The sequence below is a fragment of the Embleya scabrispora DSM 41855 genome (genome assembly GCF_000372745.1).
Taxonomy (GTDB): Bacteria; Actinomycetota; Actinomycetes; order Streptomycetales; family Streptomycetaceae; genus Embleya; species Embleya scabrispora.
In genome coordinates, this window is sequence record NZ_KB889719.1 from 34,641 (window position 1) to 60,565 (window position 25,925).

The following is a 25,925-nucleotide window of genomic DNA, read 5'->3' on the forward strand; positions in this document are numbered from 1 at the left end:
TCGACCGCATTACCCGATGGGCAGGTCCGTGGGCGAGAGGTGCGACACATCGCGTCGACGGCGGAAGGCCAGCGCCGCCGACACGCCGCCGATCAACCCGAACAGGTGACCCTGCCAGGACACTCCCTCCGCGAGCGGGGTGATCCCCATCGCGAACGAGCTGCCGTACAGGCCCAATACGGCGAAGCCGATCAGCACGTCCAGCACCCGGCGGTCGGCGAAGCCGCGCACGATCAGGTAGCCGAACAGCCCGAAGACCAGGATGCTCGCGCCCGCCGTGTTCGTTCCGGTCGGCGCGGTCAGCCACACGCCCAGACCGCCGATCACGGTGATCGTGAGCAATACGGCGAGGAAACGGGTGATTCCGCGCAGCGCGGCCAGGAAACCGAGCAGCATCAACGGGAAGGTGTTGGCGACGATGTGTCCGGTGCCGAAGTGCAGGAAGGGCGCGCTGAGGATGTCCGGCAGTTCGTCCGCCCGCCGGGGTGTCACGCCGTGGGTGAGCAGCGAGTCGTCGGTCGTGTAGTTGATCAGCTGGACGGCCCAGACCGCGCCGATCAGCACCGCGGTGACCAGGGCCGCGTCGCGGACTCCCGACACGGATATGCGGGACATGCACACCCCTCCCCTGCGGTAGGCGGTACCGCTACGAAGCCACAATAGGAGGCATGGACCAGGAGCGGGACAGTACGGGACGGCGCCCGTGGATAGTCGGCGTATCGGGGGCATCCGGCACGCCCTACGCCGCGGCGGTGCTGCGCGGGCTGCTCGACGCGGGCGAGCAGGTGGATCTGGTGGTCAGTCGGGCCGCCCGGTTGACCCTGCTCGACGAGACCGGCATCGCCTTCCGCGACGGGCACTGGCGCGACGACCTCGCGGCGTGGACGAAGCTCGACGACGGCGCGCTGGACCGGGTCCGCTACTGGGCGGCCGGCGATCTGGGCGCGGGACCCGCGAGTGGGTCGTATCCGGCCAAGGGCATGGTCGTGGTGCCGGCCAGCACGGCGTCGGTCGCGGGCATCGCGATCGGTTTGTCCAAGGACCTGCTCCAGCGCACCGCCGACGTCACCCTCAAGGAGCGCCGCCCACTCGTGCTGGTGCCGCGCGAGACCCCGCTCACCGGCACCACGCTGCGCCACCTGGTCCGGCTCGACGACGCCGGCGCGGTGATCCTGCCGGCGTCCCCGGCCTTCTACGCGGGCGCCCAGGACGTGCAGCGCCTGGTCGACTTCGTCGCGGGCAAGGCGCTGGACGCGCTCGGCGTCGCACACACCCTGTATCGCCGCTGGGACGGCGAACTGGGCGGCGCCCGACGCGAGGCGGGCGGGTGAGTCGCGACCGAGAAGACCGCCGGTCACCGCGCCCCGACCCGGACGATCGTGCCCATCCGGACCACGGTCACGCTCGCCCGGACGCTCGCATCCGGCCGGGCGCCCGCGCCCGCCCGGACAGACCAAAAAGGCCCCCGTGGTGACGGGAGCCTTGGCGGTCTTGCCGGATCTGCCGGGCGATCAGCGCCCGGACTTGCGGCGGCCGACCAGACGCTTCACACGCTTGAGCGTGTTCGACGGCTGGGTGGCGCGTGAGCGTTCCGCAATGGCATGCAGTTCCTGCATGTGTGCGCGGGCCATCTCCAGGGTGTACACGGTGTTGTCTCCCCACGAGTCGTCATCGGAGGCTTGTAGCTCCCGATGCCTTTGATTCTAAGGGTTAGAATCAGAATCGTCCAATGAATTACAGGCCCCGTGTGGGTTTGCGCCTTCGTCATGTCGCAGACCCCTGGTGGCCCCCCGATGGACACCATCGATTACCTGGAGGAAACGGACATGGATGCCGTCGACCGCAAGCTGATCCAGGCGCTGCGCGGCAACGGGCGGGCCTCGTACGCCGAACTGGGCCGACTCGTCGGCTTGTCCGGTCCGAGCGTCACCGATCGCATCAACCGGCTCGAACAGGCCGGCGTGATCACCGGTTACCGGGCCTCCGTAGACCCGGTCTCGCTCGGCCTGGGCGTGACCGCGCTGATCGGGATCCAGCTCTCCGACGCGGCCGACCACGACGACGTCAGCCGCCGGCTGCGCGACCTCGACGAGATCGAGGACTGTTGGTTCATCGCCGGCGACGACTCGTTCATGCTCAAGGTCCGGGTCTCGGACATGGAGGGCTTGGAGAACGTGGTCCGGCGCCTGTCCGGCACCCGCGGTGTGGCCCGCACCCGCACCACCGTGGTGCTCTCGACCAAGTGGGAGTACCGCGCGGCCGAACTGCCCGAACCCACCGAGTAGCCGCACCGGCCGGATCCGAAGGGGTTCGCCGGTCCGCCGGCACCCCCTCGTAGGGTGACAGGCATGACGAACCTGGTGACTCTCGAAGACCTCGAGGCCGCACGGAAGCGGATCGCGGGCACGGCGGTCCGCACCCCGTTGCTGCCGTCCCTGCACGGTGACGCCGACCGGCCGCTGTGGCTCAAGCCGGAGAACCTCCAGCCGATCGGCGCGTTCAAGATCCGCGGCGCGTACAACGCGATCGCGGCCCTGACCGACGCCGAGCGCTCGCGCGGGGTCGTCGCCCACTCCAGCGGCAACCACGCGCAGGCGGTGGCCTACGCGGCCCGCCTGTTCGGCGCCCGGGCGGTGATCGTGATGCCGGACACCACGCCGCGGGTCAAGATAGAGGCGACCCGCGCGCTCGGCGCCGAAGTGGTCATCGTCACGCCGGACCGGCGCGACACCGCGGCCGGCGAACTGGCCGCCGAGCACGGCTACGCGTTCGTGCCGCCCTACGACGACGCACGGGTCATCGCCGGCCAGGGCACCGCCGGCCTGGAGATCGTCGAGGACCTGCCCACCGCGGACACCGTGCTGGTCCCGGTCAGCGGCGGCGGCCTGATCTCCGGTATCGCCGCCGCGGTCAAGCTGAGCAACCCGGGCACCAAGGTGATCGGCGTCGAGCCGGAACTGGCCGCCGACGCGGCCGAGTCCTTCCGTACCGGCGTACGCACCACGTGGTCCACCGCCGACACCTACCGCACCATCGCCGACGGGCTGCGCACCACCTCGGTGGGTGTGCTGCCGTTCGCGCACATCCAGGCGTACGTGGACGACATCGTCACCGTGACCGAGGAGCAGATTCGCGAGGCGATGCGCTTCCTGGCCCGGCGCGCCCGCCTGGTCGCCGAGCCCGCCGGTGCGGTGGCCACCGCGGCCTACCTCTTCCGCAAGGACGCGTTGCCCGCCGGCCGCGAGCACGTCGCCGTGGTCAGCGGCGGCAACGCCGACCCGGCTTTGTACGCCGAGGTGATGGCCTGAGCGAGTGTCCCGCATACCGGGCGTAACCTCGTAGCAGCCGTGCAGCGGCAATCATGAAGACCTAGAGGGAGTGCCGACACATGGACGCGGGCCTGCGCAGGGAGATCGAGGACAAGGTTTTCGCCGGGGAGCGACTCAGCCGTGAGGACGGCATCGCGCTCTACGCGAGCGACGACCTGGCGTGGCTCGGCGGGCTCGCGCATCACGTGCGGACGGTGAAGAACGGCGACAAGGTCCACTTCAACGTCAACCGTCACCTCAACATGACCAACGTGTGCAACGCGTCGTGTGCCTATTGCTCGTTCCAGCGCAAGCCGGGCGAGAAGGACGCGTACACGATGCGGATCGAGGAGGCCGTGCGGCTCGCGAAGGAGATGCAGCCGGACGGGATCACCGAACTGCACATCGTCAACGGCCTGCACCCGACCCTCCCGTGGCGCTATTACCCGCGGTCGCTCAGCGCGCTCAAGGAGGTGCTGCCGAACGTCGCGCTCAAGGCGTTCACCGCGACCGAGATCCACTGGTTCGAGAAGATCTCCGGCCTGTCCGCCTCGGACATCCTCGACGAGCTGATGGACGCGGGCCTGGAGTCGCTCACCGGCGGCGGCGCGGAGATCTTCGACTGGGAGGTCCGGCAGCACATCGTCGACCACGACACCCACTGGGAGGACTGGTCGCGGATCCACCGCCTCGCGCACTCCAAGGGCCTCAAGACCCCGTGCACGATGCTCTACGGCCACATCGAGGAGCCCCGGCACCGGGTCGACCACGTCATCCGGCTGCGTGAACTCCAGGACGAGACCGGCGGTTTCCAGGTCTTCATCCCGCTGCGCTACCAGCACGACTTCCACGACAGCAAGGACGGCATCGTCCGCAACCGGCTCCAGGCCCGAACCAACATGGCCACCGGCGCCGAGGCGCTCAAGGTGTTCGCGGTCTCCCGGCTGATGTTCGACAACGTTCCGCACGTGAAGTGCTTCTGGGTCATGCACGGCCTGGCCACCGCGCAACTCGCGCTCAACCACGGCGCGGACGACCTGGACGGCTCGGTCGTGGAGTACAAGATCACCCACGACGCGGACGACTTCGGCACGCCGAACAAGATGACCCGCGACGACCTGCTCGAACTCATCCGGGACGCGGGCTTTCGCCCGGTCGAGCGCAACACCCGCTACGAGACGCTGCGCGAGTACGAGGGCCCGGACCCGGCCCGGCGCGACACGCCGCAGCCGATGAAGCTCTGACCACCGGCGTGGTCGACGTCGATCGGTGACGGGGGGTGCCGGATGGGGGCCGTCACGCGCGATGAGGTCGTCGCGTTCCTGCGGGAGGCGCAATCGTCGGCCGAGGCGGCCCTGCTGCGCCTGTACCCCGAGCCGCGCGAGCGACCCGACGGGATGCTCACGCTCGGCGAGTTCGCGTGGTTCGCACCCCGGGCGATCGTGCTCGAACCGGCCACCGGACGGGTGTACTCGGATCACGTCGACCAGGAACTGCTCGCCGGCGGCCTGGACACGTTCGGCCGACTGCTGCGCGAGGTCGAGTCGTTGCGGACCGGGACCCGGGCCGGCGGCCGGTGCGATCCCGTCCGGGCGTCGCGCGCGGCCTTCGCCCGGGTGCGCGGATACGAGCCGAGGGTTTTGCACTCGGACCCGGATGTGTGCGCCTTCTGGCGGGCCGCACTGCTGGTGTGGCCGCTGCTGCACGCGGTCGAACCGGGCCGGGCCGGGCTGCGCCTGGAGTTCACCCACGAGGCATTGGCGGCGGATTATGGCGCGGAGCGGGTGGTGCGGATTCCCGAGGGGAACATCCCCGAGGTGCTCCGCTCACATGCCCCTTCGCTGCGCTTCCTGCGTGATGTCGGGCTGATCGACGCCCTCCCGCTGGTGTTGGACGAGGACCGTCCGCTGTGGGTGGCGACGCTGGACGAGTTCGAGGACGAGCCGTACCCGCACGCGCCGCACACGTGGCGCCTGGTGCGACTCGGCGCCCTGCCGCAGCTCCCGAACACCGACCTGGTCGTGGACGGACTCACCGGCCGGGTGTACGCCCACTACCCGGACGAGCCGGCGGAGCGGTGCCCGGTGAACAACGACCTGTCCACGCTCGCCCTCGCGCAGTGGATGACCGCGCGGGTGCGGGCCTACGACCGCGAGTTCGCGATCACCGACGACTACGACGGCCTGGCCACGATCATGACCGCGGTGCTCGGCATCGTGGATCCGCTCGCGGTCCGCGGTCCGGCCGCGTACTGGCCGAACGTGTTCGACGACGAGGCGGGAGGTCTGCTGTATGGCTGACGCGTTGCGGATCGCGATCACCGCGCAGGACGCCGAGGAGTGGTTCGGCGAGGTGGTCCGGTACGACCTTCCCGGGATCGGGCACGAGCCCACCCGCCGCTTCCTGGCCGAGGTGGGCCTGCCGCGCGAGGCCGCGCTGATCCGGTTCCATCCGGGCGGCGAGCGGGACGGGGTGATCGTGCTCGGCACGTACGGCTCGCTGCGCACCTCGGCCCGGGAGGTGCTGCTCGACGGCGCGACCGGTCGGGTCTTCGGCGAGGAGCGGTTCGGCGACCCCGCGCCGCTCTCGATGGACGTGTCCACCCTGGTGCGCAACGCCGGCCTGGTGGAGGCGATCCGTACCGGCCGCGGCCCGGTGCGCACCGGCGAGGACCTGCTCGATCTGCTCGGCGAGACCGAACCCGAACTGGATCCGGGGCACTCGTTCTGGCACACCTCCTTCGCGCTGTGGCAACTGCGGCGGGCGGCGGTGCCGGGGGAGGGCCTGGCGGTGCGGATCACCTCGGCGATGCTCGACCTGGTGTACGAGAACGAGTTCTCCGGCTACGAGCAACGGCAGTTGCCCGCCGCGATCACGCACGAGCCGACCCGGCGCTTTCTGCTCGACATCGGGCTGATCGACGCGTGGGCGTACCTGGACATGCGCAGCGACGGCAAGCCACTGCCGACCCTGGCCGAGTTGATCGCCGAGCGCCGGGCGGACTGGGACGACGAGCCGGAGCCGCCGGCGGACGCGGAGCACCTGGTCGTGCTCGGCTATGTCAGCGAGGACGGCGACCTGCTCGTGGACGGCCGCACCGGTGTGGTCCGGCGCTGGTACACCGGTGACGACGAGCCGCGGATGGACACGCTCAACACCGACCTGTCCACGCTCGCCTTCACCATGTGGGTGATCGGGCGGATGCACCGACAGGGCGAGCGGTTCGGAATCGGCATCCACGACGTGTGGGAGTCGATCGTGGTCGAGCTGCTGTCCTCGGTCGATCCGCTCGCGTGGGCCGAGCCGAGCAGCTACTGGGAGAACATGATCCTGGACGGGATAAACGGGCTCGGCCCGTGACCGGGCCGGTGACCGGGCCGACCGGGCGTCGAGGCGGGACCCGGCTCCGCGATCCGAATGCGGGATGCTTGACTGGAGGGGACGGCTCGACTCGCGTCCGCCGCCACTCGTACCGCTCTGGCTAGGGGAACCGAAGGTGACCATGTCGAATCCCACGCTGCGTTACTCGCTCTATCGGCTCGGCATCTTCGCCGCGCTGTTCGCCGTGGTCATGGCCGTGTTCTGGCTCTTCGACCTGAACGGCCGCGGGTACGCGTTCATCGCGACCGCCATCGCGGCGGCGGGGTCGGCGTTGATCAGCTACCGGTTCCTGAACGCGGAGCGGGACGCGATGTCCGAGGCGCTGTACGAGCGGGTGCAGCGGGCGAAGCAGCGGATCGCCGAGGACAACCACGCCGAGGACGAGACGGTGGCCCCGGTCCGGATCGCCAAGGAAGCCTCCTGAGTCACTCGGGCTTCGGGGGACTCGCCGGCTTCGGGAATCCCAGGCGCGTCACGGGTCCCATGTGCTTCGCGGGTCTCACGGTCTTCGCGGGTCCGGCGGGTTTCCGCGGCCGCGTGGGCTTCGGGGAAGAAGCGTCTTAAGCGAGATGTGGCCGGCGGTGTCCGCCGGTGTCCGTTCCGTAATTCTTTGCGTTTATCGGTTTAGTGTGGCTATCCTCGCTCCATGATTGGTGCAGGCGACACGCAGATGACGAACACGGCGGTGGGTTTCCCGCTCGTGTCCCGTCGTCATGTCGACCTGGGCCGTTGCGCCACCGCGCTGTGTTGCGGCTGACCGCCGCCGTGCCCCTGCCGGGCTGACGCCTTCACGCTCGTCGCCCCGACCGCCCGCACGTCGGCCATCTGCGGCCGTTCTGCGCGAAGTATCGCTTCTTCGTAGTTCCTCCTGCGGGCACTCGTGTGCCTATTGATGCGCAGGTCGGCGGCCGCTCCGTACCGCCACCCCCGTCCCCCACGGTGCCCGTTCAGGAGCCCTGCCTTGTCTGCTGTGGATTCACTCAAGTCCCTGAAGAGAACTCCCTTCTGGGCCCAGATAGCCGCCGGCCTCGTGCTCGGTGTGGTCTTCGGCTTCATCGCCAAGGAGTACAGCGTCTCGTGGCTGACCGAGACGCTCGACCAGATCGGCACGATCTTCGTCCAGCTGCTCAAGCTGGCCGTGCCGCCGCTGGTGTTCACCGCGATCCTGGTCAGCGTCGTCAACCTGCGCAACGTCAACAACGCGGCGCGGCTGGCCGCGCGTACGCTGCTGTGGTTCCTGATCACGTCGCTGATCGCGGTCGCGATCGGCCTCACCATCGGCCTGGTCACCAACCCGGGCGACGGCTTCAAGCTGCCGGCCGACCCGGGCAAGGCGCCCAAGACCAACGGTGACTGGCTCGACTTCCTCACCGGCATCATCCCGACGAACATCGTCACCGCGTTCTCCGAGGTCAAGGTCCTGCAGATCGTCTTCCTGGCGGTCGTGCTCGGCTCCGCGATCCTGTCGGTCGGCGCCAAGGCCGAACCGCTGGTCAAGGGCGCCGAACTGGTCCTGGAGATCATCCAGAAGGCGCTGTGGTGGGTGATCAAGCTGTCCCCGCTGGGCACGCTGGGTCTGATCGGCACCTCGGTCGCCACCTACGGCTGGGACCTGATCAAGCCGCTGGGCACGTTCACCGCCGACATCTACATCGGTTGCGCACTGGTGATGTTCGTGGTCTACCCGCTGCTCCTCGCGCTGGTCGGCAAGGTCAACCCGCTGAACTACTTCAAGGGCGCGTGGCCGGCCATCCAGCTCGCGTTCGTCTCGCGCTCCTCGGTCGGCACCATGCCGGTCACCCAGAAGGTCACCGAGCGCCTCGGCGTCCCCAAGGACTACGCCTCGTTCGCGGTGCCGTTCGGCGCCACCACGAAGATGGACGGTTGCGCCGCGATCTACCCGGCGATCGCCGCGATCTTCGTGGCCGAGGTCTACGGCGTGAACCTGGGCATCAAGGAATACCTGTTGATCGCGTTCGTCTCGGTGATCGGCTCGGCGGCCACCGCCGGTCTCACCGGCGCGATCATCATGCTGACCCTCACGCTCAGCACGGTGAACCTGCCGCTCGCCGGCGTCGCGCTGCTCCTGGCGATCGACCCGATCCTGGACATGATGAGGACCGCCACGAACGTGGCCGGGCAGGTCGTGGTGCCGATCCTGGTTTCCGCTCGGGAGAAGACGCTGGACCTGGAGAAGTACAACAACCCGCGTGACCTGGAAGCGCCCGACGAGCCGGCCACGCCGCACGTTCCGCTCCAGAAGACGGCGGAGCGCGAACCGGTCTCGGTCTGACGTTCCCACTCGACCGGCGCCCCCGATCCCCTCGTGCCGAAGGGGTCGGGGGCGCCGTCGTGTCTCAGCGCGCGGGGCGGACGGTCGCGGCGTCGTCGCCCGTGCGCTCGGCGGCTCCGCCGGCCCCGGCAGCCTCGGGACGGTCCGCGTCGGCCGCGTCGGCGCTCGGTGTCGCGCCCGTGTACCGGCGGGCCAACCGGCGGATGTGGTCGACCAGTTCGGGCGGGTCCTCGACCTCGAAGTCGGCGTCCAGCAGGCTGATGTAGACGGCCAGGTTCTCGATGCTGGACGCACCGGTCTCGAACACGCAGGTGTCGTCGTCGACCACCGCGAACGAGCCGAAGGCCGGTGGTACCCGATCCGCCACCGAGGCGATCGGCGCGCGCACCAGCACCCGGGCCCGGACCTGTCCGCGCACGCTCTCCACGCCCTGGTTCACGAACGCCGCCACGTCGCCGTCGGCGGGCAGTTCGCGCGGCGTGAAGCGGGGGCCGTGCGGCGGGCGCGGGGTGATCCGGTCCATTCGGAAGGTGCGCCAGTCCTCGCGCTTGACGTCCCACGCGACCAGGTACCAGCGGCCCATCCGGTGCACGAGCCGATAGGGCTCGACCACCCGCGAGGTCTCCTTGCCATCGTGCGAGCTGTACCCGAAGCGCAGTTGCTCGTGGTCGCGGCAGGCACCGGCCAGTACGGTCATCACGTCCATGTCCACGGCCGGACCGGTCTGGCGGACCGGGACGGTGTACTTCTGTAGCGCCTTGACCCGGCGGTGCAGCCGGGACGGCAGCACCTGGTCGAGCTTGGTGAGCGCGCGCAGCATCGCCTCGTCCATGCCGTCCACGACGCTGCCGGCGGCGATCCGCAGGCCGACCACGACGCTGACCGCCTCCTCGTCGTCCAGCAGCAGCGGCGGAAGCGCCTTGCCGGCGCCGAGCCGATAGCCGCCGACCACGCCGCGTCGCGCGTGCACCGGGTAGCCCAGGCTGCGCAGCCGCTCGATGTCGTAGCGGATCGTGCGCCCGCTCACGCCGAGTCGGTCGGCGAGTTCGGGGCCGGTCCAGTCGGGCCGCGTCTGCATGAGGGAGAGCATGCGCAAAAGTCGCGCGGAGGTTTCCAACATGAGCCGAAGTCTGCCGGCTCCGGGTCGCGCAAACAGGAACGATCCTTGCCTGATCTACCTTTAGATTCGGAGACGTGGAAAACAGCGGCGAGAAAACCCTCGCAACCCCGATCTCCCAGTCCTCCGTAGGCCCCAAGCAGCGCTGGCTCGGACTTCTGGCGGTGCTGGCCGCCACCTTGATGAACCTGCTCGACTCCAGCGTGGTGGGCGTCGCGGCGCCCGCGATCCGCCAGGACCTGGGCGGCAGTTACGCCAGTCTCCAGTGGATCGCGGCCGGCTACACGCTCGCGCTCGCGGTGGGCCTGCTCACCGGTGCACGGCTCGGTGACATGTACGGCCGCAAGTTCATGCTGATGGTCGGCGTGGTCGGCTTCGTGGTGCTCTCGGTGGCCTGTGCGGTCGCCTGGTCCCCGGAGACGCTGATCGTCGCGCGGGTGCTCCAGGGGTTGCTGGGCGCGCTGATGATTCCGCAGACGTTCGGCCTGATCCGGGACCTGTTCCCGCCGGCCGAGATCGGCAAGGCGTTCGCGGTGTTCGGCCCGGCGATCGGGTTGTCCACGGTGCTGGGGCCGATCGTCGCCGGTGTGCTCGTTGACGTCGACCTGTTCGGCACCGGGTGGCGGATGATCTTCCTGATCAACGTTCCGCTGGGCGCGTTCGCGCTGCTGATGGGACGGCGGATGTTGCCGAAGGCGCCGCCGAGCGAGGCGGGCGGCCGGCTCGACGTGCTGGGCATGGTGCTCGCGGGGGTCGGTACCTTCATGCTCGTGCACCCGCTCGTCCAGGGACGCGAACTCGGCTGGCCGGTCTGGTCGTTGGTCGAGTGTGCGGCGTCGCTGCCGGTGCTGGCCGGGTTCGCGGTCCACCAGTTGCGGCGCGAGGCGGCGGGACGGGTGCCGCTGATCAGGCTCGGCGTGTTCCGACGCCGGTCGTACGCCTCGGGCGTCGGCTTCGTGATGGTGTTCTTCGGCGCGATCGTCGGGATCTCGATGGCGGTCGGCCTGTTCCTCCAGCTCGGCCTGGGCTACAGCCCGACCCGAGCGAGCCTGACGATGGGCGCGTGGGCGCTCGGCGCGTTCGTCGGGTCCGGCTTCAGCGGCGTGGTGATGGGCAAGCTGGGCCGGCGCATCCTGCACATCGGGCTGGGCGTGATGGCGGTGGGCATCGCCTGGATGTACCTGGTCTTCGCGGACGCCGGGGTGGGCGTCGGCACCGGCGACCTGCTCGCTCCGCTGGGGCTGTTCGGGCTCGGCATGGGGATGATCTTCGTACCGGTCTTCGACATCATCATGGGCGAGGTCGAGGACCACGAGGTCGGCTCGGCGTCCGGGGCGCTCGAATCCCTCCAGCAGCTCGGCGCCTCGCTGGGCATCGCGATCCTGGGCACGGTGTTCTTCGGGGTGATCGGCGCTCAGGCCACCCACAACTTCGACGAGAACGCGGCACCGAAGCTGCGCACGGAGCTGACCGCGGCGGGTGTTCCGGTGAGTACGCAGGACGCGATCGTGGCCGGGCTGCGGGCGTGTGTGGACGCCCGGGAGAACGCCACCGACCCGGACCGGCTCCCGGCGAGCTGCACGAGCATCCCGGTCACCCCGGCCTCCGCCGCGGCGGTCGCCAAGGCGGGCGCCGAAACGCACACCCGCTCCTCGGTCGACGCGGTCAAGCGCACGACGCTGCTCGCCCTCGGGCTGACGGCGGTGGCCTTCGCCCTGGGCTTCCTGCTGCCGAAGCGGGCCCGGGAGAACCAGTTCACCGAGCCGGACACCTCGCCCGCCTCCGCACCGGAGCCGCGCGAACCGTCCCTGGCCTGACCGCCGAGCCCACCGCCGATCGGCGCGGAACCCCTCCCCGGGGCCCGCGCCGATCGGCGTTTTCGACGACCCGAACCCAAGCCTCGACGACCCGAACCCAAGCCTCGGCGGGCCGGGAACAAAACTCGGCCCGGAGGTCGACCACTTCCCGGAGTCGGATTCACCTGTCGGGCAGTGTGGTGGCACTGGGTTCACCCTCGTTCGGGATGCCGGCTCCCTGGTTCGGCAGCCGCCGCGATCCCTACCGTCGTGGACATGACCCTTCAGTCCGCCGTGCCGTGTCGGGCCGAGCGTGTTCGGCGGCGAGTCGTCTTCCTGGTCACCGGTGTGCCGTCGCGGTGTTGCGATTTCTGGAGCGGGGCTGAGTGCGGGCGTCCCGCCCGTGCGCACCGCGTATCCGAGCCCCGACTCCGTGTCCCGTGTCCGACGCCCATCGCGCCGTCCAGGGCCGGTCCGGGGCGCACGTCGCCGAGGCCCTCATCGACCGCGAAACCTACGACCGCGCCCCCTGACCGCCCCGGTCCGGGCAGCGAGGGATGCGCGCGAGAATGGTTGTATGACAACGCCCGTCCGGCTTTCCGCGATCGATCTCGTCACGTACACCCCCGGTCTGGCCGCGCTGCTCGTGGACGCGGTCGAGGACGGGGCCGGGGTCGGCTTCCTCACGCCGTTGCCGATCGACGCGGCCGCCGAGTGGTGGGCGACCCAGGGGACCGAGATACGCAGCAATCGCACCGTGGTGTGGGTGACCTCGGACCACGAAGGCGTCACCGGGACCATCCAGCTCCGATTCGCCGGCATGCCGGACAGCCGGCATCGCGCCTCGGTGTCCAAGCTGCTGGTCCACCGGCGCGCTCGGGGCAACGGACTGGGGCGTGAACTCCTGTCCACGGCAGAGCAGTTCGCGGCGGCGGCGGGCCGCAGCCTGCTCACCCTGGACACCCCGACCGGCAGCGGTGCGGAGCATCTGTACAAGAGCGCCGGCTGGATCGAGTCGGGCGCCATCCCGGCCTATGCCGCGGACCCGTCGGGCGTGTTGCGGTCCAGCACGCTCTTCCACAAGTACCTGGGCTGAGCCGGACGGGTTACCGTTGGAGGCGATATGACAACCAAGACCTCCAAGGGCGCCAGGCCCGAGCCGCTCGACGCCCGCCTGGACGCGATCGGCAAGCTGCCCTCCCGCGCCAAGTTCCACCTGCCCGGCCGGGAGCGTACGGTCGCCCTGACGCTGGGCGAATCCGGCGTGCGCTGGTACGCGTACGACCTGGTCGCGCGTCGCCTGGGCCCCGCGAAGCCCAGCAAGGAAGGCCGGCAGACCCCGTATCGGGGCCACCCGGTGTTCGTCGCCCAGCACGCCACCGGCACGTGCTGCCGAGGCTGCCTCGAAGAACTGCACGCCATCCCCAAGGGCCGGCCGCTGGACAAGGCCGAGCTCAACTACGTCGTCAACGTCATCTGCCTGTGGCTGACCCGGGAGATCGGCCCGGTCGCCAAGCCGAGCGGTCGCGCGGCCCGCGCCCCGCGCTCGGCGATGCCCACCGTCCCGGAGAACCCGACCGGCTCCACCAGGTCCGCCCGCGCGACCCGCGCCGCACGCTCGCGCTGACGCTCTGCCGGTCGCCCGGGGCCGGCTCCCGAGAGTCGATCCTCAGGAGCCGCCCGGCCCGGCCGGCGCCGTCGTGGTCGTCGCCGGGTCCCAAGCCGAGGGCGCGTCCGACAGGGTCAGGTCGGCGGAGAAGGCGCCCCATTTACCGTCCGGCAACTGGCCGCGGATCTTCAGCACGTGCCCGGCCACCGGCCGATCACCCAGCGGAAGGCTGTACCGCGCCGTCCCGGGCGGCGGTGCCACGCCCCACATCACCGTGGTCAGGAACTTCCCGTCCAGGTACACCTCGTAGCTCGCGACCGTCCCGTCGACATCCGGCGGCATCCAGCTCAGGTCCACGTAGGTGCCGTCCACCGCGACCCGAGGTACCGCCCGCAGCTCGGTCGGGGCGGTGTCGCGTCCGTCCCCGGCGCCCTGCTCGGTGACCACGGTCACCGCGTTGCTCTCCGGTGACTTGTTGTCCGCGGCGTCGCGGGCGGTGACGGTGAAGCTGTATTCGGTGCCCGGTCGCAGGCCGGTGACCACCGCCGTGGTCAGCCCCCCGGCCACGCTGTGCACCCGCACGCCGGCCTGCCAGATGTCGTATGCGCTCACCCCGACGTCGTCCGTGGCGGCCTCCCAGGCCAGTGTCGCGCCGACGGCCCCCCGGGCCTGCCCGCGCACGTTGCGCGGCGCGGTCGGCGGCACCCGTTCGCCCCGGGCCACGGACAACGTCGTGGCCGGGACCGATGCGCTCGCCGGCGACACGTTGCCGGCCCGGTCCCGGGCCCGCACGGAGAACGAGTACGCGGTCCCCGGGGTCAGTCCGCCGACGTCGACCATGTGCCGCCCGCCGGTCACATCCAGCACCTTCGCGTCCCCGCGATACACCTCGAACACCGCGACGTCCGGATCGGCGCGCCACATCACGTGCACCGACACCGAACTCGACGCGAGCGCACTGACCTCACCGGGCACCGCCGGCGCCGTCGTATCCCGCCCGTCCTCGGAACATCCCGCCACCACGAGCGCAACGGCCAACCCCGACAAGCCGATCCAAGCCATCCGTCGCGCCACAATGCCTCTCTCCACCGAGAGCAATTGGTCTAGACATATATGGCACAGCACCCGGCCCACGACAAGCGAAAGACGGTCGGGAAAATGATCCTCCGCCCCGAATCGGGGTTTGACGCGCCGGTCGAAAGCCGAGCGGTTCACTCGACCGTGTCCGGCCCGCGCGGCCTGCGGGGGCTACTTGCTCAGTGTGTTGGCTCCCACGATGAACAGGCCGAGCAGCATGTCCACCCCGCCGACCCGGCAGGCCGCGGCCCAGCCCCGGCCGGCCACTCGGGCCGCCGACAGGCCCCAGCCGAACAGGGTCGCCGTATTCAGGAACAGGACCACCTCGATCGCGGACTCCTCGCCCCACCATCTCGCCTGCGCGCCGAGCAGCGCCGCCACCGCCGGCAGTACCGCGACCACCAGCGGCCACTCGGTCAGCACCGACCGCGCGGTGCTCACGGCGACCGTCGTCGGGTCGGCGGTGCGGTGTGCGATGGCATGCGCGTAGCCGTGCGCCGCTGCCGATGCCAGTGCCGCGAGCAGCACCCACAACGCGTCGTAGCCGGGATTGGGCACCCCGCTGTCCTTCGCCAGGGCAGCGGCCATCGTGCTGCCCAACACCGTTCCGTACACGCCGCCGAACAACAGCCGCTGCACGGGCTCGGCCCGCCGAGCGGGCGCACTCGATTCACCGGAGCCGCTGAAGCGGCTGGAGCCGCCGAACAAGATCCCACCTCCCGAATATGACCAAAGCATGTCATTTCGGAAGTCGGATCAGGGCTTGGGGGCCTCGCTTGCCGGTCTCACCGTTCGTACGTACATTATTCTGTACGTATAGGAGGTCTCCCATGAAGACCATGAGCTACTCCGAGTCTCGGGCGAAGTACGCCGAGACGCTCGACTCCGTGGTGAACGACCGCGAAGAAGTCGTGATCACCCGGGCCGGGCACGAGCCCGTCGTGATCGTCTCCCTCGACGACTATCAGTCGCTGAAGGAGACTGCCTACCTGCTCCGCAGCCCGGAGAACGCCCGGCGGCTGATCACCGCGATGGAGCGACTGGAATCCGGCGGTGGAGAGCGGCACGAGCTCGCCGAGTGAAGCTCACGTGGGACGAGTATGCGTGGGACGACTACCTCTGGTGGCAGACCGAGGACCGCAAGGTGCTCAAGCGCATCAACGAGCTGATCAACGACATCAGGCGGAACGGCAACGAGGGCATCGGCAAGCCCGAATCGCTCAAGCACGGCTTCCAGGGCTACTGGTCGCGCCGGATCACCGAAGAACACCGCCTCGTCTACAAGATCGCGGACGACCACATCCGGATCGCCGCCTGCCGATACCACTACGGCAAATAGCGCCAATCACGCAAAGACGGTCTGCGGTCCTCCCCTGATGTCGCCCGCCGGACCGACTCCCATACAACTCACATGGAACCCGCGTAGACCCTGACCGGAGCCGGAACGGCGACCCTGCCGAGTCCGCGGAAGGAGCCGAAAGGGGCCCCGCAGTACGGGCGTTCGCGCCCGGGGGGCCGCGCCACCGGCTTCAATGGTTGTCGAGGCGACGTGTGCGGAAATCGGGGGCATTCCATGATGCGGGTGGTGGCGGCGGGGTCGGCTCTGATCGTGAGCGGCGCGCTGTTGGTCGGGTGTCAGGGCGGCTCGTCCAAGGGTGGCCCGTTCGGCCTGGGGGCGACCGACTCGCCCACCGCGAGCGCGAGCCGGGACGGGATAACCGAGCCGCCTCCGCCGCCGTCGCCGGACCCGGCCACCCCCGAGCCGCCGGTGACCAGCGCTCCGCCGCGGCCCACCGCGACCGAGCGGGCCGACGTCCCGCTCACCACCGCGCAGGCCAAGACGCTGGTCGCGACGGTCGCGCTGGTACCCAAGGACTGGGGTCCGACCTACGTCCCCCAGGAGCGCAACTACGAGTACGGCGCCCTCGATCGGGTGATCACCGGCACCGACTGCAAGCAGGTCGTCCAGGGCACCGTGCCGGGCGCGCTCGCAACCATGGCGCGCTACGTGTACATCCCGGACGGCCAACCGAGCGTGGACAACCTCAGCAAGACGCTCGCGACGTCCTCCGCGACCGTGTACGCCGACACCGCCGCGGCGCAGACCGACATGCGGATCGGCATCGCCGACGGGCGGCGCTGCCCGAACCAGGTGCTCGCCGGGGACGAGAAGCTGAACGGCATCCAGGTCTTCGACCTGACCGTGCCGGGCATCGACGAGGTGCACGTGGCGCGGGCCCAGTGGTTCGGCCGGGGTGGCGGGCCGCCGTTCCAGTACGTGTGGGTGACCGCGCGTCAGGGCCAGATGGTGCTCACCGCCGCGGTCGTGGACCGGGGCGACAAGACCTTCGAGTCGGCCAAGAACCAGGCCATCGACGCGCTGGCCAAGATGGTCGCCCGAACCCGGGTACAACTGCGCTGATCCCGCCGCAACCCCGCTGATTACCATGGAGCTTCACGCTCACGGGGGGAACATCGGCATGTACGGCACAGGCAGAGCGGTGGTTCGCGCGATCGGTCCGGTTCTCGGCATCCTGCTGCTCGCGGGCTGCGCCGACGACGGTGACGACCCGTTCGCGGTCGGCCCGAACGCGTCGCCCACCGGCGCGGCCCCGGTGGCCAAGGGCCCCGGCCCGACCCCCACCACCACCCGCCCGGCCGGCACGTCCGCACCGCCGAGCCGGACCCCGGAGCAGGCACAGGCACTGGCCGCGTCGCTCGCCCTCACCCCGGAGGACTGGGGGACCGGCTTCGTCAGGCAGAGCACGTACGAGTTCGCCGGCGAGACCTGGACGGACTACGCCGCCGACTGCACACAGCAGAGCGTGCCGCTGCCGGCGAGCATCCTCGGCCAGTGGGTGCGCCAGGTGCAAATGCCGGAGACCGCACAGGCGTCGGTGCTCTCCAGCGGCAGCACCACCGTGATCGTGCACAAGGACGTGCGCGGCGCGCGCGAGCAGGTGCAGAACGCGCACCAGGTCAAGGACCGCTGCCCGACTCGCACCTACTCGGACGGCACCCGGGCCAAGGACACCCCCGGTGCCGCGCAGCCCACGTTCGCCGAGGCGGACGAGGTGTTCGCCGAGGAGGGCCTGATGCACCCCAAGGGCGGCGGCGAACCGTACCCGTACGTCGTGCTGACGGTGCGCAAGGACACCGTCGTGATGTCGTCCTACTTCAGTGCCCCCACCGCCGACCGCGTGCCCGACGTGCGCACCCGCGGCAACCAGGCGGCCCGCCTGATGCTGGACCGGCTGGTGCGCCGGTAGCCGCGTTCGAGGCGGTGTCCGGCCGGTGCGGCGTTCGCGCCCGCATGACGCGTGAGCGCCCGCCCGCCCGGGCGACTAACGTTTCGGCCATGACCCAATCGCACGGCTTTGAGACCCTGGCGATCCATGCCGGGCAGGAACCCGACCCGCTGACCGGGGCCGTGGTTCCGCCGATCTACCAGGTGTCCACATACAAGCAGGACGGCGTCGGCGGGCTGCGCGGCGGCTACGAGTACAGCCGTTCCGGCAACCCGACCCGTACCGCGCTCGAGGAATGCATCGCGGCCCTGGAGGACGGCACCAGGGCACTGACCTTCGCGTCCGGCCTGGCCGCCGAGGACTGCCTGCTGCGCTCCCTGTGCGCACCCGGCGACCACGCGGTGATCCCGGACGACGCCTACGGCGGCACCTTCCGACTGTTCGCGAAGGTCGCCTCCCGGTGGGGCATCGAGTACACCCCCGCGCACGCCGGCGACCTCGACGCGGTGCGCGCCGCGATCCGGCCGGGCGTGACCCGCCTCGTGTGGTGCGAGACGCCGAGCAACCCGCTGCTCGGCGTCGCCGACATCGCCGCGCTGGCGGCCGTCGCGCACGACGCGGGCGCGCTCCTCGTGGTGGACAACACGTTCGCCTCGCCCTACCTCCAGCAGCCGCTGAACCTGGGCGCCGACGTCGTGGTGCACTCGACGACGAAGTACATGGGTGGGCACTCCGACGTCATCGGCGGCGCGCTCGTGGTGAACAACGCGGAGTTGGCCGCCGAGTTGGTCTTCCACCAGAACGCGATGGGCGCGGTGCCCGCGCCGTTCGACGCGTGGCTGACACTGCGCGGTCTGAAGACCCTCGGGGTTCGGATGGACCGGCACTGCGCGAACGCCGAGCGCGTCGTGGACCTGCTGTCGCGTCACCCCCGGGTGAGCGAGGTGCTGTATCCCGGGCTGCCCGGGCACTCGGGACACGACGTCGCGGTCAAGCAGATGAAGGCGTTCGGCGGCATGGTGTCGTTCCGGGTGAACGGTGGCGAGGAGGCCGCCGTACAGGTGTGCAACCGGACCGAGTTGTTCATCCTGGGCGAGTCGCTCGGCGGCGTCGAGTCGCTGATCGAGCACCCGGGCCGGATGACCCACGCATCGGCAGCCGGTTCGCCGCTGGAGGTGCCCGGCGACCTGGTCCGCCTGTCCGTGGGCATCGAGTCCGCCGACGACCTGCTGGCGGACCTGGAACGGGCGCTGGGCTGACGCACTCGCGGCTCGCGCCGGACGAACGGGGCCGGCCCGAGGCCCCGGCGTCCCGGAGCGCCGGACGGGCCGGGACCGGCTCGCCCGGCGCTGGGGCGCGCGTTTCGGAGCCCGGGCCTAACGCGTCGTCTCCGTGCACGCCGAGCACGCGGTCACCAGGTTGCCCGCCTCGTCGTAGACGGTGATCGAGATCGGTGTCTCGGTGGTGAAGGCCCACAGGTAGGCGACGCCGGGCAGTCCGGGCGGGCGGTCCAGGCGCATCTGTCGGGCAGCGGTCGGCTCGCGCAGTTCGCCGCGTACCGCCGGGGCGGGCATGCTCTGGCCGACCAGGATCGCGACCACCAGGCGCTGCCCGGTCGGCGCGTACACGCCCGGATCCAGGGCCGTCGTGTCCAGGCGGCCGGGTGTCGGCAGGAAGCGGCAGGTCGGCGCGCTCGGCTCGGCCACGCTGCCCAGACACCACGACGAACCGCGTTCGGGCCCCGCGTCGCCGATCCACACCGAACCGCCGAGCCCGACATCGGTGCGCAGCGGAGGCGGCTCCTCGTTCTCGATCGGCCACAGCGGAGTCGGGTTCGGCGGCGCCGGCGGCAATCCGCCTCCGTCGCCGGTCCCGGGAACGGCCAGCCACAACCCGCCGACCGCCGCGCCGGCCAGCAGCGCCGACCCGAGCAGGTGGCGCAGTCGGCGCAGGGACGCCCGCCGACGCACCCGCCGGGCCAGGTTCGCGGGCAGCGGCCGATACGGGAACTCCGGCGGCTCGGGTATCTCCTCCGGGTCCGCCGCACCCGGCGTCGGTGCCGTCACGCTCATCGGATCGCTTCCGCGCTCGCGACCGGCTGCGGCTCCCCGTGCGACGGCGTGCCGGCCACCGGCATCTGGGCCATCCCGCGCCGCCACGCGCCGGCCACCGTCTCGATCGGCAGCCCCAGCGCCTCGGCCGCGTCGTACTCGTCCAGGCGGGCGTACAGACGCAGCACCACGGTGGCCCGCTCGATGCGGCCGAGTCGGTCCAGGGTGGCGAACGGCTCGCCTCCGTAGGGGAGGTCGCCTCGATGACCACGTGGTCCCGGTCGCCACGGGTCCAGGTATCCGGCCATCAGCGCGCGCCACGCGATGCGCACCGGATCCCGGTCGGGCAACCTGCTCCAGTACACGCACGTATGCGCCAAGGCCCGCTCGACCCGACGCTCGGCGCGTTGTCGGTCGCCGGTGAGCAGGTCGGCGGCCTGCAACAGTTGGACGCCTACGGTGTTGACGAAGAGATCGAACTCGCGAGCGTCGCGCCTGTGCACGGTCCCTCCCGCAGATCCGCCGAGCGGGTGCCCTCGGGCCGGCCCGTTGCCGTCGCCGCTCTCTGTGTTGCTGCCCCACACCCGTTCGGGTAGTCGCGTATCGCGACATGTCGCCCTCGCCACTCGGTGCCGTCGACGATCCCCCACCGGCCAGCGACGACGCCACAACCCTCCGCTGTCGCCACGGTAGAGCGCGCGACACCAAAGCGGGGTGGAATCGACCGGTCGGGCCCGCTGATCCCGGTCCGCGCAATATCCTTCGGAGCACCACATCCGATCGACGAACGAGCGGCGATGACACCGGACCAGGCCCATGACGACCCCACCGGCTCTGCCGACCCGCTCTACGACCGCCTGCAACACGAGGTGGCGTTGTTCGCGCGCCGTGCCGAGCAGACCCGGCTCGGTGCCGTCGGCGAACTGCGCAACTCGATGGACCGTGCGGCCTACCTGCTGCTCGGCCGGCTCGAGACGGGCGGGCCGATGGGTGTCAAGGCACTCGCACAGGCCATGACCATCGACTCGTCCACGGTGACCCGGCAGGTCACCCCGTTGGTGGAACAGGGTCTGGTGGATCGAGTGCCCAATCCCGACGACGGCCGTGCCGTGCTGCTCGAACTCTCCGCCGAGGGTCGGGACCGGCTGCACCAGGTCCGGCACGCCCGGCAGCGCCTGATGGCGGAGATCTGCGCCGGTTGGAGCCTGGACGATCGCGAGCGATTCACCGAGCTGCTCACCCGCTTCAACGCCTCGATGGAGCGCCGACAGAGCCGAAACCCGGCCGGCTCCTGAACTCTCGGCACCACCGGGGCCGAGGAGTCCCGGCGCATCCGCAGGGGCGGTTGGTGCGACACTCGGCGTATGAGCAGCCCAGCCCCGGCCACGGTGACCCTGCACGACATCCGGATCGCGCGAAAGATGCTGGAGAGCGTCGTTCGCGAGACGCCGATCAGGTCGTGTCGGGCGCTGACCGACCGTGTCGGTACGCCGGTTCACCTCAAGTGCGAGAACCTCCAGCGCACCGGGTCCTTCAAGATCCGCGGCGCGTACGTGCGGATCGCGGGTCTGTCCGAGGACGAGCGCGCCCGGGGCGTGGTCGCGGCGAGCGCCGGCAACCACGCCCAGGGCGTCGCGCTCGCGGCCCGCACCCTGGGCGTCGCGTCCACGGTGTTCATGCCCGCCGGCGCGCCGCTGCCCAAGGTGGCCGCGACCCGCTCGTACGGTGCGGAGGTGATCCTGGGCGGCGACAACGTCGAGCACGCGCTCACCGCCGCGCGCGCGTACGCGGACGAGACCGGGGCGGTGTTCATCCACCCGTTCGACCATCACGACGTGGTGGCGGGCCAGGGCACCGTCGGGCTGGAGATCCTGGAGCAGTGCCCCGAGGTCAAGACCATCCTGGTGGGCACCGGCGGTGGCGGCCTGTTGGCCGGAATCGCGGTCGCGGTCAAGGCACTTCGCCCCGACGTCAAGGTGATCGGCGTGCAGGCGGCGTCCGCCGCCGCGTACCCGCCCTCGCTGGCCGCCGGCGCGCCGGTGTCGCTGCCCTCGTTCGGCACGATGGCCGACGGAATCGCGGTCGGCCGCCCCGGCGAGGTCCCGTTCGCGCTGATCCGCGAACACACGGACGGCATCCGCACGGTCGGCGAAGAGTCGCTGTCGCAGGCCCTGCTGCTGTGCATGGAGCGGGCCAAGCTGGTGGTCGAGCCCGCCGGCGCCGCGTCGGTGGCGGCGCTTCTGGAGACCGGCGAACCGATCGAGGGCCCGGTGGTGGCGGTGCTGTCCGGCGGCAACGTGGACCCGCTGCTGATGCTGCGGGTGCTGCGGCACGGTCTGGCCTCCGCCGGGCGCTACCTGTCGCTGCGGGTGCGCATCCCCGACAGCCCCGGCGCGCTGGCCACCCTGTTGGGTCGGTTGGCGGAGACCGACGCCAACATCGCGGCGGTGTCGCACGTGCGTACCGACGCGACGCTGCGGGTCGGCGAGGCGGATGTGGACCTGCAGTTGGAGACCAAGGGCCGCAGCCACTGCGCGGCCGTGGTCGAGGCGCTGTACGGCGCGGGGTACACGGTCACCAAGAGCTGAGCCGCGCCGGGGCCGCCTGCCGGACCGATTGTCGGGGCCGTGTGCTTGGGTGGGCAGTCAAGCCATGTCCGCCCACGGAGGACGCGGCCGAGAGGCAGACGAGGTTCGTCGACGCACGAACGGGCGACCTCGGAAGCGCCGTCGACCGGACACGAAGAGTTACGCTTCCGGAGAAAAGCGGTCGCATGCTCGGTGCGTCGGGGCGCATGGTGGAGATCTCAAGCGATCGGCCCGCCCCCATGCCCCATCCGGACGAGGAGTGATCCACCGATATGCAGGAAGCGATCGTCGCCGAAGGTCTGGTCAAGACCTTCGGCTCGGTCCGAGCACTCGACGGCGTGGACGTGAGCGTGCCCACCGGCACCGTCCTGGGCCTGCTCGGACCGAACGGCGCAGGCAAGACGACATGCGTACGCGTGCTGACCACATTGCTCAAACCCGATTCCGGGCGAGCCGTCGTGGCCGGTCACGACGTGCTCAGGAATCCCGACGCCGTCCGCCGCTCGATCGGCCTGTCCGGCCAGTTCGCCGCCGTGGACGAGTACCTGACCGGCCGGGAGAACCTGCGGATGGTCGGTGAGCTGTACCAGCTCAGCGGCCGCGACGCCAAGCGCCGGGCCGACGAACTGCTCGCCCAGTTCGACCTGTCCGAAGCGAGCGATCGGCCCGCCAAGACCTATTCGGGTGGCATGCGCCGCCGGCTCGACCTGGCCGCGGCGCTCGTGGTGAGCCCGCCGGTGATGTTCATGGACGAGCCGACCACCGGGCTCGACCCGCGCAACCGGATGGCGCTGTGGCGGGTGATCGAGGAACTCGTCGCGGGCGGCACCACGTTGCTGCTCACCACGCAATACCTGGAGGAGGCCGACCACCTCGCGCACGACATCGCGGTGGTCGACCACGGCAAGGTGATCGCGCGCGGCACCGCCGACCAGCTCAAGGCCAAGGTCGGCGGCGAGCGGGTCGAGGTGGTCGTGCACGACGCGGCACGGCTGGCCGACGCGAGCGAGATGCTCGCCTCGTTCGGCAAGGGCGAGTTGGGCGTGGTCAAGCTCCAGCGGCGGATCACCGTGCCGGTCACCGGCGGCGCCAAGCTGCTCGCCGAGATCATCCGCGAACTCGACGCGCGTGGCATCGAGATCGACGACATCGGGCTGCGCCGGCCCACCCTGGACGACGTGTTCATCTCGCTCACCGGCCATGCCGCGGAGTCGGAGAACGGCAACAACGGCGACGGCGGCGACGACGACGGCGGCGGCGACGAGAACCTCAGCGAGGACGGCCCGCAGCGTGGCCGTGTCAAGGCGGTGAAGGCGTGATGGCCGTACTGACCGAAACTCCCGTGAGCGAACCTGTGGTGCGTGGCGGCCTGGCCCAGTCGGTGCGCGACTCGATCGTGATGACTCGGCGCAACCTGATCCGGATGATGCGGATCCCGGAGATGATCATCTTCGGGATGATCCAGCCGGTCATGTTCGTGCTGATGTTCGCCTACGTCTTCGGCGGCGCGATCGGCATCCCCGGCGTCGAGGACAAGACCGCCTACCGCGACTACGTGATGGCGGGCATCTTCGCGCAGACCGTCACCTTCGCCACCGCCGGTGCGGGTGCGGGCATCGCCGAGGACATGCACAAGGGCCTGATGGACCGGTTCCGCTCGCTGCCGATGTCGCGCGGCGCGGTGCTCACGGGCCGTACCATCGCCGACGCCGTGCAGACAGCGCTCACCATGGTGGTCATGGTGATGTGTGCGCTGATCGTCGGCTGGCGGATGCACGACGGGTTGCTCAAGGGCCTCGGCGGGCTCGCGCTGTTGCTGCTGTTGGGCTACGCCTTCTCCTGGATCGGTGCGCTGATCGGGCTGTCCGTGCGCACTCCGGAGGCGGCCACGTCCGGCGGCCTGATCTGGCTGTTCCCGCTGTCGTTCCTGTCCATCGCGTTCGCGCCGCCGACCACGCTGCCCACGTTCCTCCAGCACATCGCCTACTGGAACCCGTTCAGCGCGACGGTGCAGGCCGCCCGGGTGCTGTTCGGCACGCCGGGGGCGGACGCGGTGTCGGACGCCTGGCCCATGCAGCACCCGGTGTGGGCGTCGCTGCTGTGGTCCCTGGTGATCATCGCGGTCTTCCGCACCTGGTCGGTGCGCAAGTATCGCTCCGCGGTCTCCTGACCGATCGCCCGACCGTACGACTGCCCGGCTCGAAAAGAGCGCAAGCGGCCCGGCTCCCGGATGCGGGGAGCGCGGGCCGCTTCGGGTCGTTGCTCAGCCCTTGTAGGGCTTGGCCGCCAGGACCTCGACACTGGTGCTCTTGCCGTTGGGCAGCGCGAAGGTGGCCTTGTGGCCGACCGACTTGCCGTTGATCGCCTTGCCCAGCGGCGACTGCGGCGAGTAGACGTCCACGTCGCTCACGGCGTCCTCGCGCGAGCCGAGCAGGAAGGTCGTGGGGTCGTCGTGGTCGCCGTTGAAGACGACGGTGACGACCATGCCGGGCTCGACCACGCCGTCGTCCGCGGGGGCCTCGCCCACCTTGGCGTTCTGAAGCAGGCCGATGAGCTGGCGGATCCGCAGCTCCTGCTTGCCCTGCTCCTCCTTGGCCGCGTGGTAGCCCGCGTTCTCCTTGAGGTCGCCTTCCTGGCGGGCCTCTTCGATCTTCACGGCGATTTCGGCACGGGCGGGACCCGACAGGTGTTCCAGCTCGGCCTTGAGCCGGTCGTACGCCTCCTGGGTGAGCCAGGTGACGCTTTCGCTGGTCTGGGTCACGGGGTGCTCCTCGTAGGTCTGCGACAGGGTTGCGTACACGGTGCGTACGAAAGAGGTACACGCGACCCGACCGGCCGTCGGGGCGGGCCCGGGCGGCCGGAGAGGTGTCACATATACCAGCGCCCCCTCACCGTCCGCGGTGTGAACACCTCGGGTCGTGAGGGGACGAAGCTTCGAGAGTAACAATCTCCCGACGTCTCGGGCAGTCACGCGCACCCGGGCGACTCGGGAGGCCGATCCGCGATCGGCACCGACCCGCCGGTCAGCCGACGGTGTGACAATCCTCCAGTTCGGCGGTGTTGGGTCGGCCCGCCGTCTGGAGCGTCTCGGTGCGCTCGATGTGCTTGGCGCCCTTGGCGAAGCGCAGTTCGCGGCGCCCCACCTCGGCGCCGTCCCGATCGCGTGAGCGCAGTACGCAGACGGCTTCCTTGTCGGCGTCCTTGCGGATCTCCACCCGGACCTCGACCGAGGAATCCGAGGTGACCTCGAAGCTCGGAATAGACCCGCGCACGCCGGGGTTCGCCACATCGAGGCCGATCCACACCGTCCCGGCCACGAGCACGACCATGAAGACCGCGAAGGCGATCCGCAGCTTGCGATCGTTTCGGGTGGCGCCCTTGCCGTAACGGGTGACGGGCGTTGCGCTCACCGGGTCTCCTGCGGGACGGGCCCGGGTTTGTGCCCGAGCGAGATCTA

General features: G+C 70.5%; 29 protein-coding genes. 20 read left to right on the forward strand and 9 right to left on the reverse strand.

Annotated features, from left to right (window positions below; genetic code table 11):
* Positions 1-9: 9 nt before the first annotated feature.
* Positions 10-615 (reverse strand): rhomboid family intramembrane serine protease, encoded by a 606-nt coding sequence (locus A3IC_RS0144365; protein WP_020556501.1) that lies wholly within the window; start codon positions 613-615, stop codon positions 10-12.
* 53 nt (positions 616-668) lie between these two features.
* Between A3IC_RS0144365 and A3IC_RS0144370 the strand changes: the two genes are divergently transcribed.
* Positions 669-1,331, forward strand: a complete 663-nt coding sequence (locus A3IC_RS0144370; RefSeq protein WP_020556502.1) for a UbiX family flavin prenyltransferase — start codon at positions 669-671, stop codon at positions 1,329-1,331.
* A gap of 180 nt (positions 1,332-1,511) precedes the next feature.
* Here the strand turns inward: A3IC_RS0144370 and A3IC_RS72795 are convergent, their stop codons facing one another.
* The gene (locus A3IC_RS72795) at positions 1,512-1,646 is read right to left on the reverse strand and encodes a hypothetical protein (RefSeq protein ID WP_020556503.1); all 135 of its coding nucleotides are present in this window, start codon (positions 1,644-1,646) and stop codon (positions 1,512-1,514) included.
* A 180-nt stretch (positions 1,647-1,826) separates the two neighbouring features.
* Here A3IC_RS72795 and A3IC_RS0144380 point away from each other — a divergent pair, with 180 nt between their 5' ends.
* The 7 genes from A3IC_RS0144380 to A3IC_RS60125 all read left to right on the forward strand — a co-directional run bounded on the left by A3IC_RS0144380 (position 1,827) and on the right by A3IC_RS60125 (position 8,982).
* The gene (locus A3IC_RS0144380; protein WP_026219445.1) at positions 1,827-2,285 is read left to right on the forward strand and encodes an Lrp/AsnC family transcriptional regulator; all 459 of its coding nucleotides are present in this window, start codon (positions 1,827-1,829) and stop codon (positions 2,283-2,285) included.
* A gap of 63 nt (positions 2,286-2,348) precedes the next feature.
* A complete protein-coding gene (locus A3IC_RS0144385) occupies positions 2,349-3,308 on the forward strand; it encodes a threonine ammonia-lyase (protein WP_020556505.1) in 960 nt (319 codons plus the stop codon).
* Between the two features lie 80 nt (positions 3,309-3,388).
* Positions 3,389-4,552: an aminofutalosine synthase MqnE gene (gene mqnE, locus A3IC_RS0144390; RefSeq protein WP_020556506.1), complete on the forward strand. Its 1,164-nt coding sequence runs from the start codon at positions 3,389-3,391 to the stop codon at positions 4,550-4,552.
* A 42-nt stretch (positions 4,553-4,594) separates the two neighbouring features.
* On the forward strand, positions 4,595-5,608 hold the full coding sequence (locus tag A3IC_RS63460; protein ID WP_020556507.1) for an SUKH-4 family immunity protein: 1,014 nt from the start codon (positions 4,595-4,597) through the stop codon (positions 5,606-5,608).
* Positions 5,601-6,668 (forward strand): SUKH-4 family immunity protein, encoded by a 1,068-nt coding sequence (locus tag A3IC_RS63465; RefSeq protein WP_020556508.1) that lies wholly within the window; start codon positions 5,601-5,603, stop codon positions 6,666-6,668. The genes A3IC_RS63460 and A3IC_RS63465 overlap by 8 nt, the downstream gene beginning before the upstream one ends.
* 142 nt (positions 6,669-6,810) lie before the next feature.
* Positions 6,811-7,113, forward strand: coding sequence for a DUF4229 domain-containing protein (locus A3IC_RS60120; RefSeq protein WP_052174072.1), 303 nt, complete (start codon positions 6,811-6,813; stop codon positions 7,111-7,113).
* A gap of 468 nt (positions 7,114-7,581) precedes the next feature.
* Entirely contained in the window at positions 7,582-8,982 is a 1,401-nt protein-coding gene (locus A3IC_RS60125) for a dicarboxylate/amino acid:cation symporter (protein WP_079027080.1), read from the forward strand.
* 64 nt (positions 8,983-9,046) lie between these two features.
* Here the strand turns inward: A3IC_RS60125 and A3IC_RS0144415 are convergent, their stop codons facing one another.
* A complete protein-coding gene (locus A3IC_RS0144415) occupies positions 9,047-10,102 on the reverse strand; it encodes a helix-turn-helix transcriptional regulator (RefSeq protein ID WP_079027081.1) in 1,056 nt (351 codons plus the stop codon).
* 74 nt (positions 10,103-10,176) lie between these two features.
* Between A3IC_RS0144415 and A3IC_RS0144420 the strand changes: the two genes are divergently transcribed.
* From A3IC_RS0144420 to A3IC_RS60130, 3 genes are all read left to right on the forward strand, one after another.
* The gene (locus tag A3IC_RS0144420) at positions 10,177-11,916 is read left to right on the forward strand and encodes an MFS transporter (RefSeq protein WP_020556512.1); all 1,740 of its coding nucleotides are present in this window, start codon (positions 10,177-10,179) and stop codon (positions 11,914-11,916) included.
* Between the two features lie 556 nt (positions 11,917-12,472).
* On the forward strand, positions 12,473-12,991 hold the full coding sequence (locus A3IC_RS0144430) for a GNAT family N-acetyltransferase (protein WP_020556514.1): 519 nt from the start codon (positions 12,473-12,475) through the stop codon (positions 12,989-12,991).
* A gap of 27 nt (positions 12,992-13,018) precedes the next feature.
* A complete protein-coding gene (locus A3IC_RS60130) occupies positions 13,019-13,522 on the forward strand; it encodes a DUF4186 domain-containing protein (RefSeq protein WP_020556515.1) in 504 nt (167 codons plus the stop codon).
* A gap of 42 nt (positions 13,523-13,564) precedes the next feature.
* Here the strand turns inward: A3IC_RS60130 and A3IC_RS60135 are convergent, their stop codons facing one another.
* Together A3IC_RS60135 and A3IC_RS0144445 are read right to left on the reverse strand one after the other, a co-directional pair.
* A complete protein-coding gene (locus A3IC_RS60135; protein WP_020556516.1) occupies positions 13,565-14,566 on the reverse strand; it encodes a fibronectin type III domain-containing protein in 1,002 nt (333 codons plus the stop codon).
* A 186-nt stretch (positions 14,567-14,752) separates the two neighbouring features.
* The gene (locus A3IC_RS0144445; RefSeq protein WP_020556517.1) at positions 14,753-15,220 is read right to left on the reverse strand and encodes a hypothetical protein; all 468 of its coding nucleotides are present in this window, start codon (positions 15,218-15,220) and stop codon (positions 14,753-14,755) included.
* Positions 15,221-15,411: 191 nt separating this feature from the next.
* Between A3IC_RS0144445 and A3IC_RS0144450 the strand changes: the two genes are divergently transcribed.
* From A3IC_RS0144450 to A3IC_RS0144470, 5 genes are all read left to right on the forward strand, one after another.
* The gene (locus A3IC_RS0144450; RefSeq protein ID WP_020556518.1) at positions 15,412-15,663 is read left to right on the forward strand and encodes a type II toxin-antitoxin system Phd/YefM family antitoxin; all 252 of its coding nucleotides are present in this window, start codon (positions 15,412-15,414) and stop codon (positions 15,661-15,663) included.
* Positions 15,660-15,920 (forward strand): Txe/YoeB family addiction module toxin, encoded by a 261-nt coding sequence (locus tag A3IC_RS0144455; RefSeq protein WP_020556519.1) that lies wholly within the window; start codon positions 15,660-15,662, stop codon positions 15,918-15,920. Before A3IC_RS0144450 ends, A3IC_RS0144455 begins: the two co-directional genes overlap by 4 nt.
* Positions 15,921-16,154: 234 nt before the next feature.
* Positions 16,155-17,003, forward strand: a complete 849-nt coding sequence (locus tag A3IC_RS0144460; protein WP_020556520.1) for a hypothetical protein — start codon at positions 16,155-16,157, stop codon at positions 17,001-17,003.
* A 58-nt stretch (positions 17,004-17,061) separates the two neighbouring features.
* Complete coding sequence (locus A3IC_RS0144465; RefSeq protein ID WP_026219446.1) at positions 17,062-17,850, forward strand: hypothetical protein; 789 nt, start codon at positions 17,062-17,064, stop codon at positions 17,848-17,850.
* Between the two features lie 89 nt (positions 17,851-17,939).
* Entirely contained in the window at positions 17,940-19,088 is a 1,149-nt protein-coding gene (locus tag A3IC_RS0144470) for a cystathionine gamma-synthase (protein ID WP_020556522.1), read from the forward strand.
* Positions 19,089-19,205: 117 nt separating this feature from the next.
* Here the strand turns inward: A3IC_RS0144470 and A3IC_RS0144475 are convergent, their stop codons facing one another.
* Together A3IC_RS0144475 and A3IC_RS60140 are read right to left on the reverse strand one after the other, a co-directional pair.
* Positions 19,206-19,901 (reverse strand): hypothetical protein, encoded by a 696-nt coding sequence (locus tag A3IC_RS0144475; protein ID WP_020556523.1) that lies wholly within the window; start codon positions 19,899-19,901, stop codon positions 19,206-19,208.
* On the reverse strand, positions 19,898-20,383 hold the full coding sequence (locus tag A3IC_RS60140; RefSeq protein ID WP_020556524.1) for a SigE family RNA polymerase sigma factor: 486 nt from the start codon (positions 20,381-20,383) through the stop codon (positions 19,898-19,900). Before A3IC_RS60140 ends, A3IC_RS0144475 begins: the two co-directional genes overlap by 4 nt.
* 294 nt (positions 20,384-20,677) lie before the next feature.
* Here A3IC_RS60140 and A3IC_RS0144485 point away from each other — a divergent pair, with 294 nt between their 5' ends.
* The 4 genes from A3IC_RS0144485 to A3IC_RS0144500 all read left to right on the forward strand — a co-directional run bounded on the left by A3IC_RS0144485 (position 20,678) and on the right by A3IC_RS0144500 (position 24,638).
* Positions 20,678-21,175 carry a MarR family winged helix-turn-helix transcriptional regulator gene (locus A3IC_RS0144485; protein ID WP_020556525.1) on the forward strand — a complete coding sequence of 166 codons (498 nt, stop codon included), beginning with the start codon at positions 20,678-20,680 and terminating at the stop codon, positions 21,173-21,175.
* 69 nt (positions 21,176-21,244) lie between these two features.
* Positions 21,245-22,468 (forward strand): threonine ammonia-lyase, encoded by a 1,224-nt coding sequence (gene ilvA / locus A3IC_RS0144490; protein WP_040878333.1) that lies wholly within the window; start codon positions 21,245-21,247, stop codon positions 22,466-22,468.
* A 272-nt stretch (positions 22,469-22,740) separates the two neighbouring features.
* Positions 22,741-23,787: a daunorubicin resistance protein DrrA family ABC transporter ATP-binding protein gene (locus A3IC_RS0144495; RefSeq protein WP_020556527.1), complete on the forward strand. Its 1,047-nt coding sequence runs from the start codon at positions 22,741-22,743 to the stop codon at positions 23,785-23,787.
* Complete coding sequence (locus tag A3IC_RS0144500) at positions 23,787-24,638, forward strand: ABC transporter permease (RefSeq protein WP_026219447.1); 852 nt, start codon at positions 23,787-23,789, stop codon at positions 24,636-24,638. Before A3IC_RS0144495 ends, A3IC_RS0144500 begins: the two co-directional genes overlap by 1 nt.
* A 93-nt stretch (positions 24,639-24,731) precedes the next feature.
* Here A3IC_RS0144500 and greA read toward each other — a convergent pair whose 3' ends face one another.
* The gene (greA, locus tag A3IC_RS0144505) at positions 24,732-25,229 is read right to left on the reverse strand and encodes a transcription elongation factor GreA (protein ID WP_026219448.1); all 498 of its coding nucleotides are present in this window, start codon (positions 25,227-25,229) and stop codon (positions 24,732-24,734) included.
* Between the two features lie 262 nt (positions 25,230-25,491).
* Positions 25,492-25,878, reverse strand: a complete 387-nt coding sequence (locus A3IC_RS60145; protein ID WP_020556530.1) for a DUF4307 domain-containing protein — start codon at positions 25,876-25,878, stop codon at positions 25,492-25,494.
* Positions 25,879-25,925 lie beyond the last annotated feature (47 nt).

Excerpts from the sequence above, each read along its gene's own strand:
- A3IC_RS0144365 (WP_020556501.1), bottom strand. The coding sequence starts at position 615 with ATGTCCCGCATATCCGTGTCGGGAGTCCGCGACGCGGCCCTGGTCACC.
- A3IC_RS0144370 (WP_020556502.1), top strand. The coding sequence starts at position 669 with ATGGACCAGGAGCGGGACAGTACGGGACGGCGCCCGTGGATAGTCGGC.
- A3IC_RS0144380 (WP_026219445.1), top strand. The coding sequence starts at position 1,827 with ATGGATGCCGTCGACCGCAAGCTGATCCAGGCGCTGCGCGGCAACGGG.
- A3IC_RS0144385 (WP_020556505.1), top strand. The coding sequence starts at position 2,349 with ATGACGAACCTGGTGACTCTCGAAGACCTCGAGGCCGCACGGAAGCGG.
- mqnE (WP_020556506.1), top strand. The coding sequence starts at position 3,389 with ATGGACGCGGGCCTGCGCAGGGAGATCGAGGACAAGGTTTTCGCCGGG.
- A3IC_RS63460 (WP_020556507.1), top strand. The coding sequence starts at position 4,595 with ATGGGGGCCGTCACGCGCGATGAGGTCGTCGCGTTCCTGCGGGAGGCG.
- A3IC_RS63465 (WP_020556508.1), top strand. The coding sequence starts at position 5,601 with ATGGCTGACGCGTTGCGGATCGCGATCACCGCGCAGGACGCCGAGGAG.
- A3IC_RS60120 (WP_052174072.1), top strand. The coding sequence starts at position 6,811 with ATGTCGAATCCCACGCTGCGTTACTCGCTCTATCGGCTCGGCATCTTC.
- A3IC_RS60125 (WP_079027080.1), top strand. The coding sequence starts at position 7,582 with ATGCGCAGGTCGGCGGCCGCTCCGTACCGCCACCCCCGTCCCCCACGG.
- A3IC_RS0144415 (WP_079027081.1), bottom strand. The coding sequence starts at position 10,102 with ATGTTGGAAACCTCCGCGCGACTTTTGCGCATGCTCTCCCTCATGCAG.
- A3IC_RS0144430 (WP_020556514.1), top strand. The coding sequence starts at position 12,473 with ATGACAACGCCCGTCCGGCTTTCCGCGATCGATCTCGTCACGTACACC.
- A3IC_RS60130 (WP_020556515.1), top strand. The coding sequence starts at position 13,019 with ATGACAACCAAGACCTCCAAGGGCGCCAGGCCCGAGCCGCTCGACGCC.
- A3IC_RS60135 (WP_020556516.1), bottom strand. The coding sequence starts at position 14,566 with ATGGCTTGGATCGGCTTGTCGGGGTTGGCCGTTGCGCTCGTGGTGGCG.
- A3IC_RS0144450 (WP_020556518.1), top strand. The coding sequence starts at position 15,412 with ATGAAGACCATGAGCTACTCCGAGTCTCGGGCGAAGTACGCCGAGACG.
- A3IC_RS0144460 (WP_020556520.1), top strand. The coding sequence starts at position 16,155 with ATGATGCGGGTGGTGGCGGCGGGGTCGGCTCTGATCGTGAGCGGCGCG.
- A3IC_RS0144465 (WP_026219446.1), top strand. The coding sequence starts at position 17,062 with ATGTACGGCACAGGCAGAGCGGTGGTTCGCGCGATCGGTCCGGTTCTC.
- A3IC_RS0144470 (WP_020556522.1), top strand. The coding sequence starts at position 17,940 with ATGACCCAATCGCACGGCTTTGAGACCCTGGCGATCCATGCCGGGCAG.
- A3IC_RS0144475 (WP_020556523.1), bottom strand. The coding sequence starts at position 19,901 with ATGAGCGTGACGGCACCGACGCCGGGTGCGGCGGACCCGGAGGAGATA.
- A3IC_RS0144485 (WP_020556525.1), top strand. The coding sequence starts at position 20,678 with ATGACACCGGACCAGGCCCATGACGACCCCACCGGCTCTGCCGACCCG.
- ilvA (WP_040878333.1), top strand. The coding sequence starts at position 21,245 with ATGAGCAGCCCAGCCCCGGCCACGGTGACCCTGCACGACATCCGGATC.
- A3IC_RS0144495 (WP_020556527.1), top strand. The coding sequence starts at position 22,741 with ATGCAGGAAGCGATCGTCGCCGAAGGTCTGGTCAAGACCTTCGGCTCG.
- A3IC_RS0144500 (WP_026219447.1), top strand. The coding sequence starts at position 23,787 with ATGGCCGTACTGACCGAAACTCCCGTGAGCGAACCTGTGGTGCGTGGC.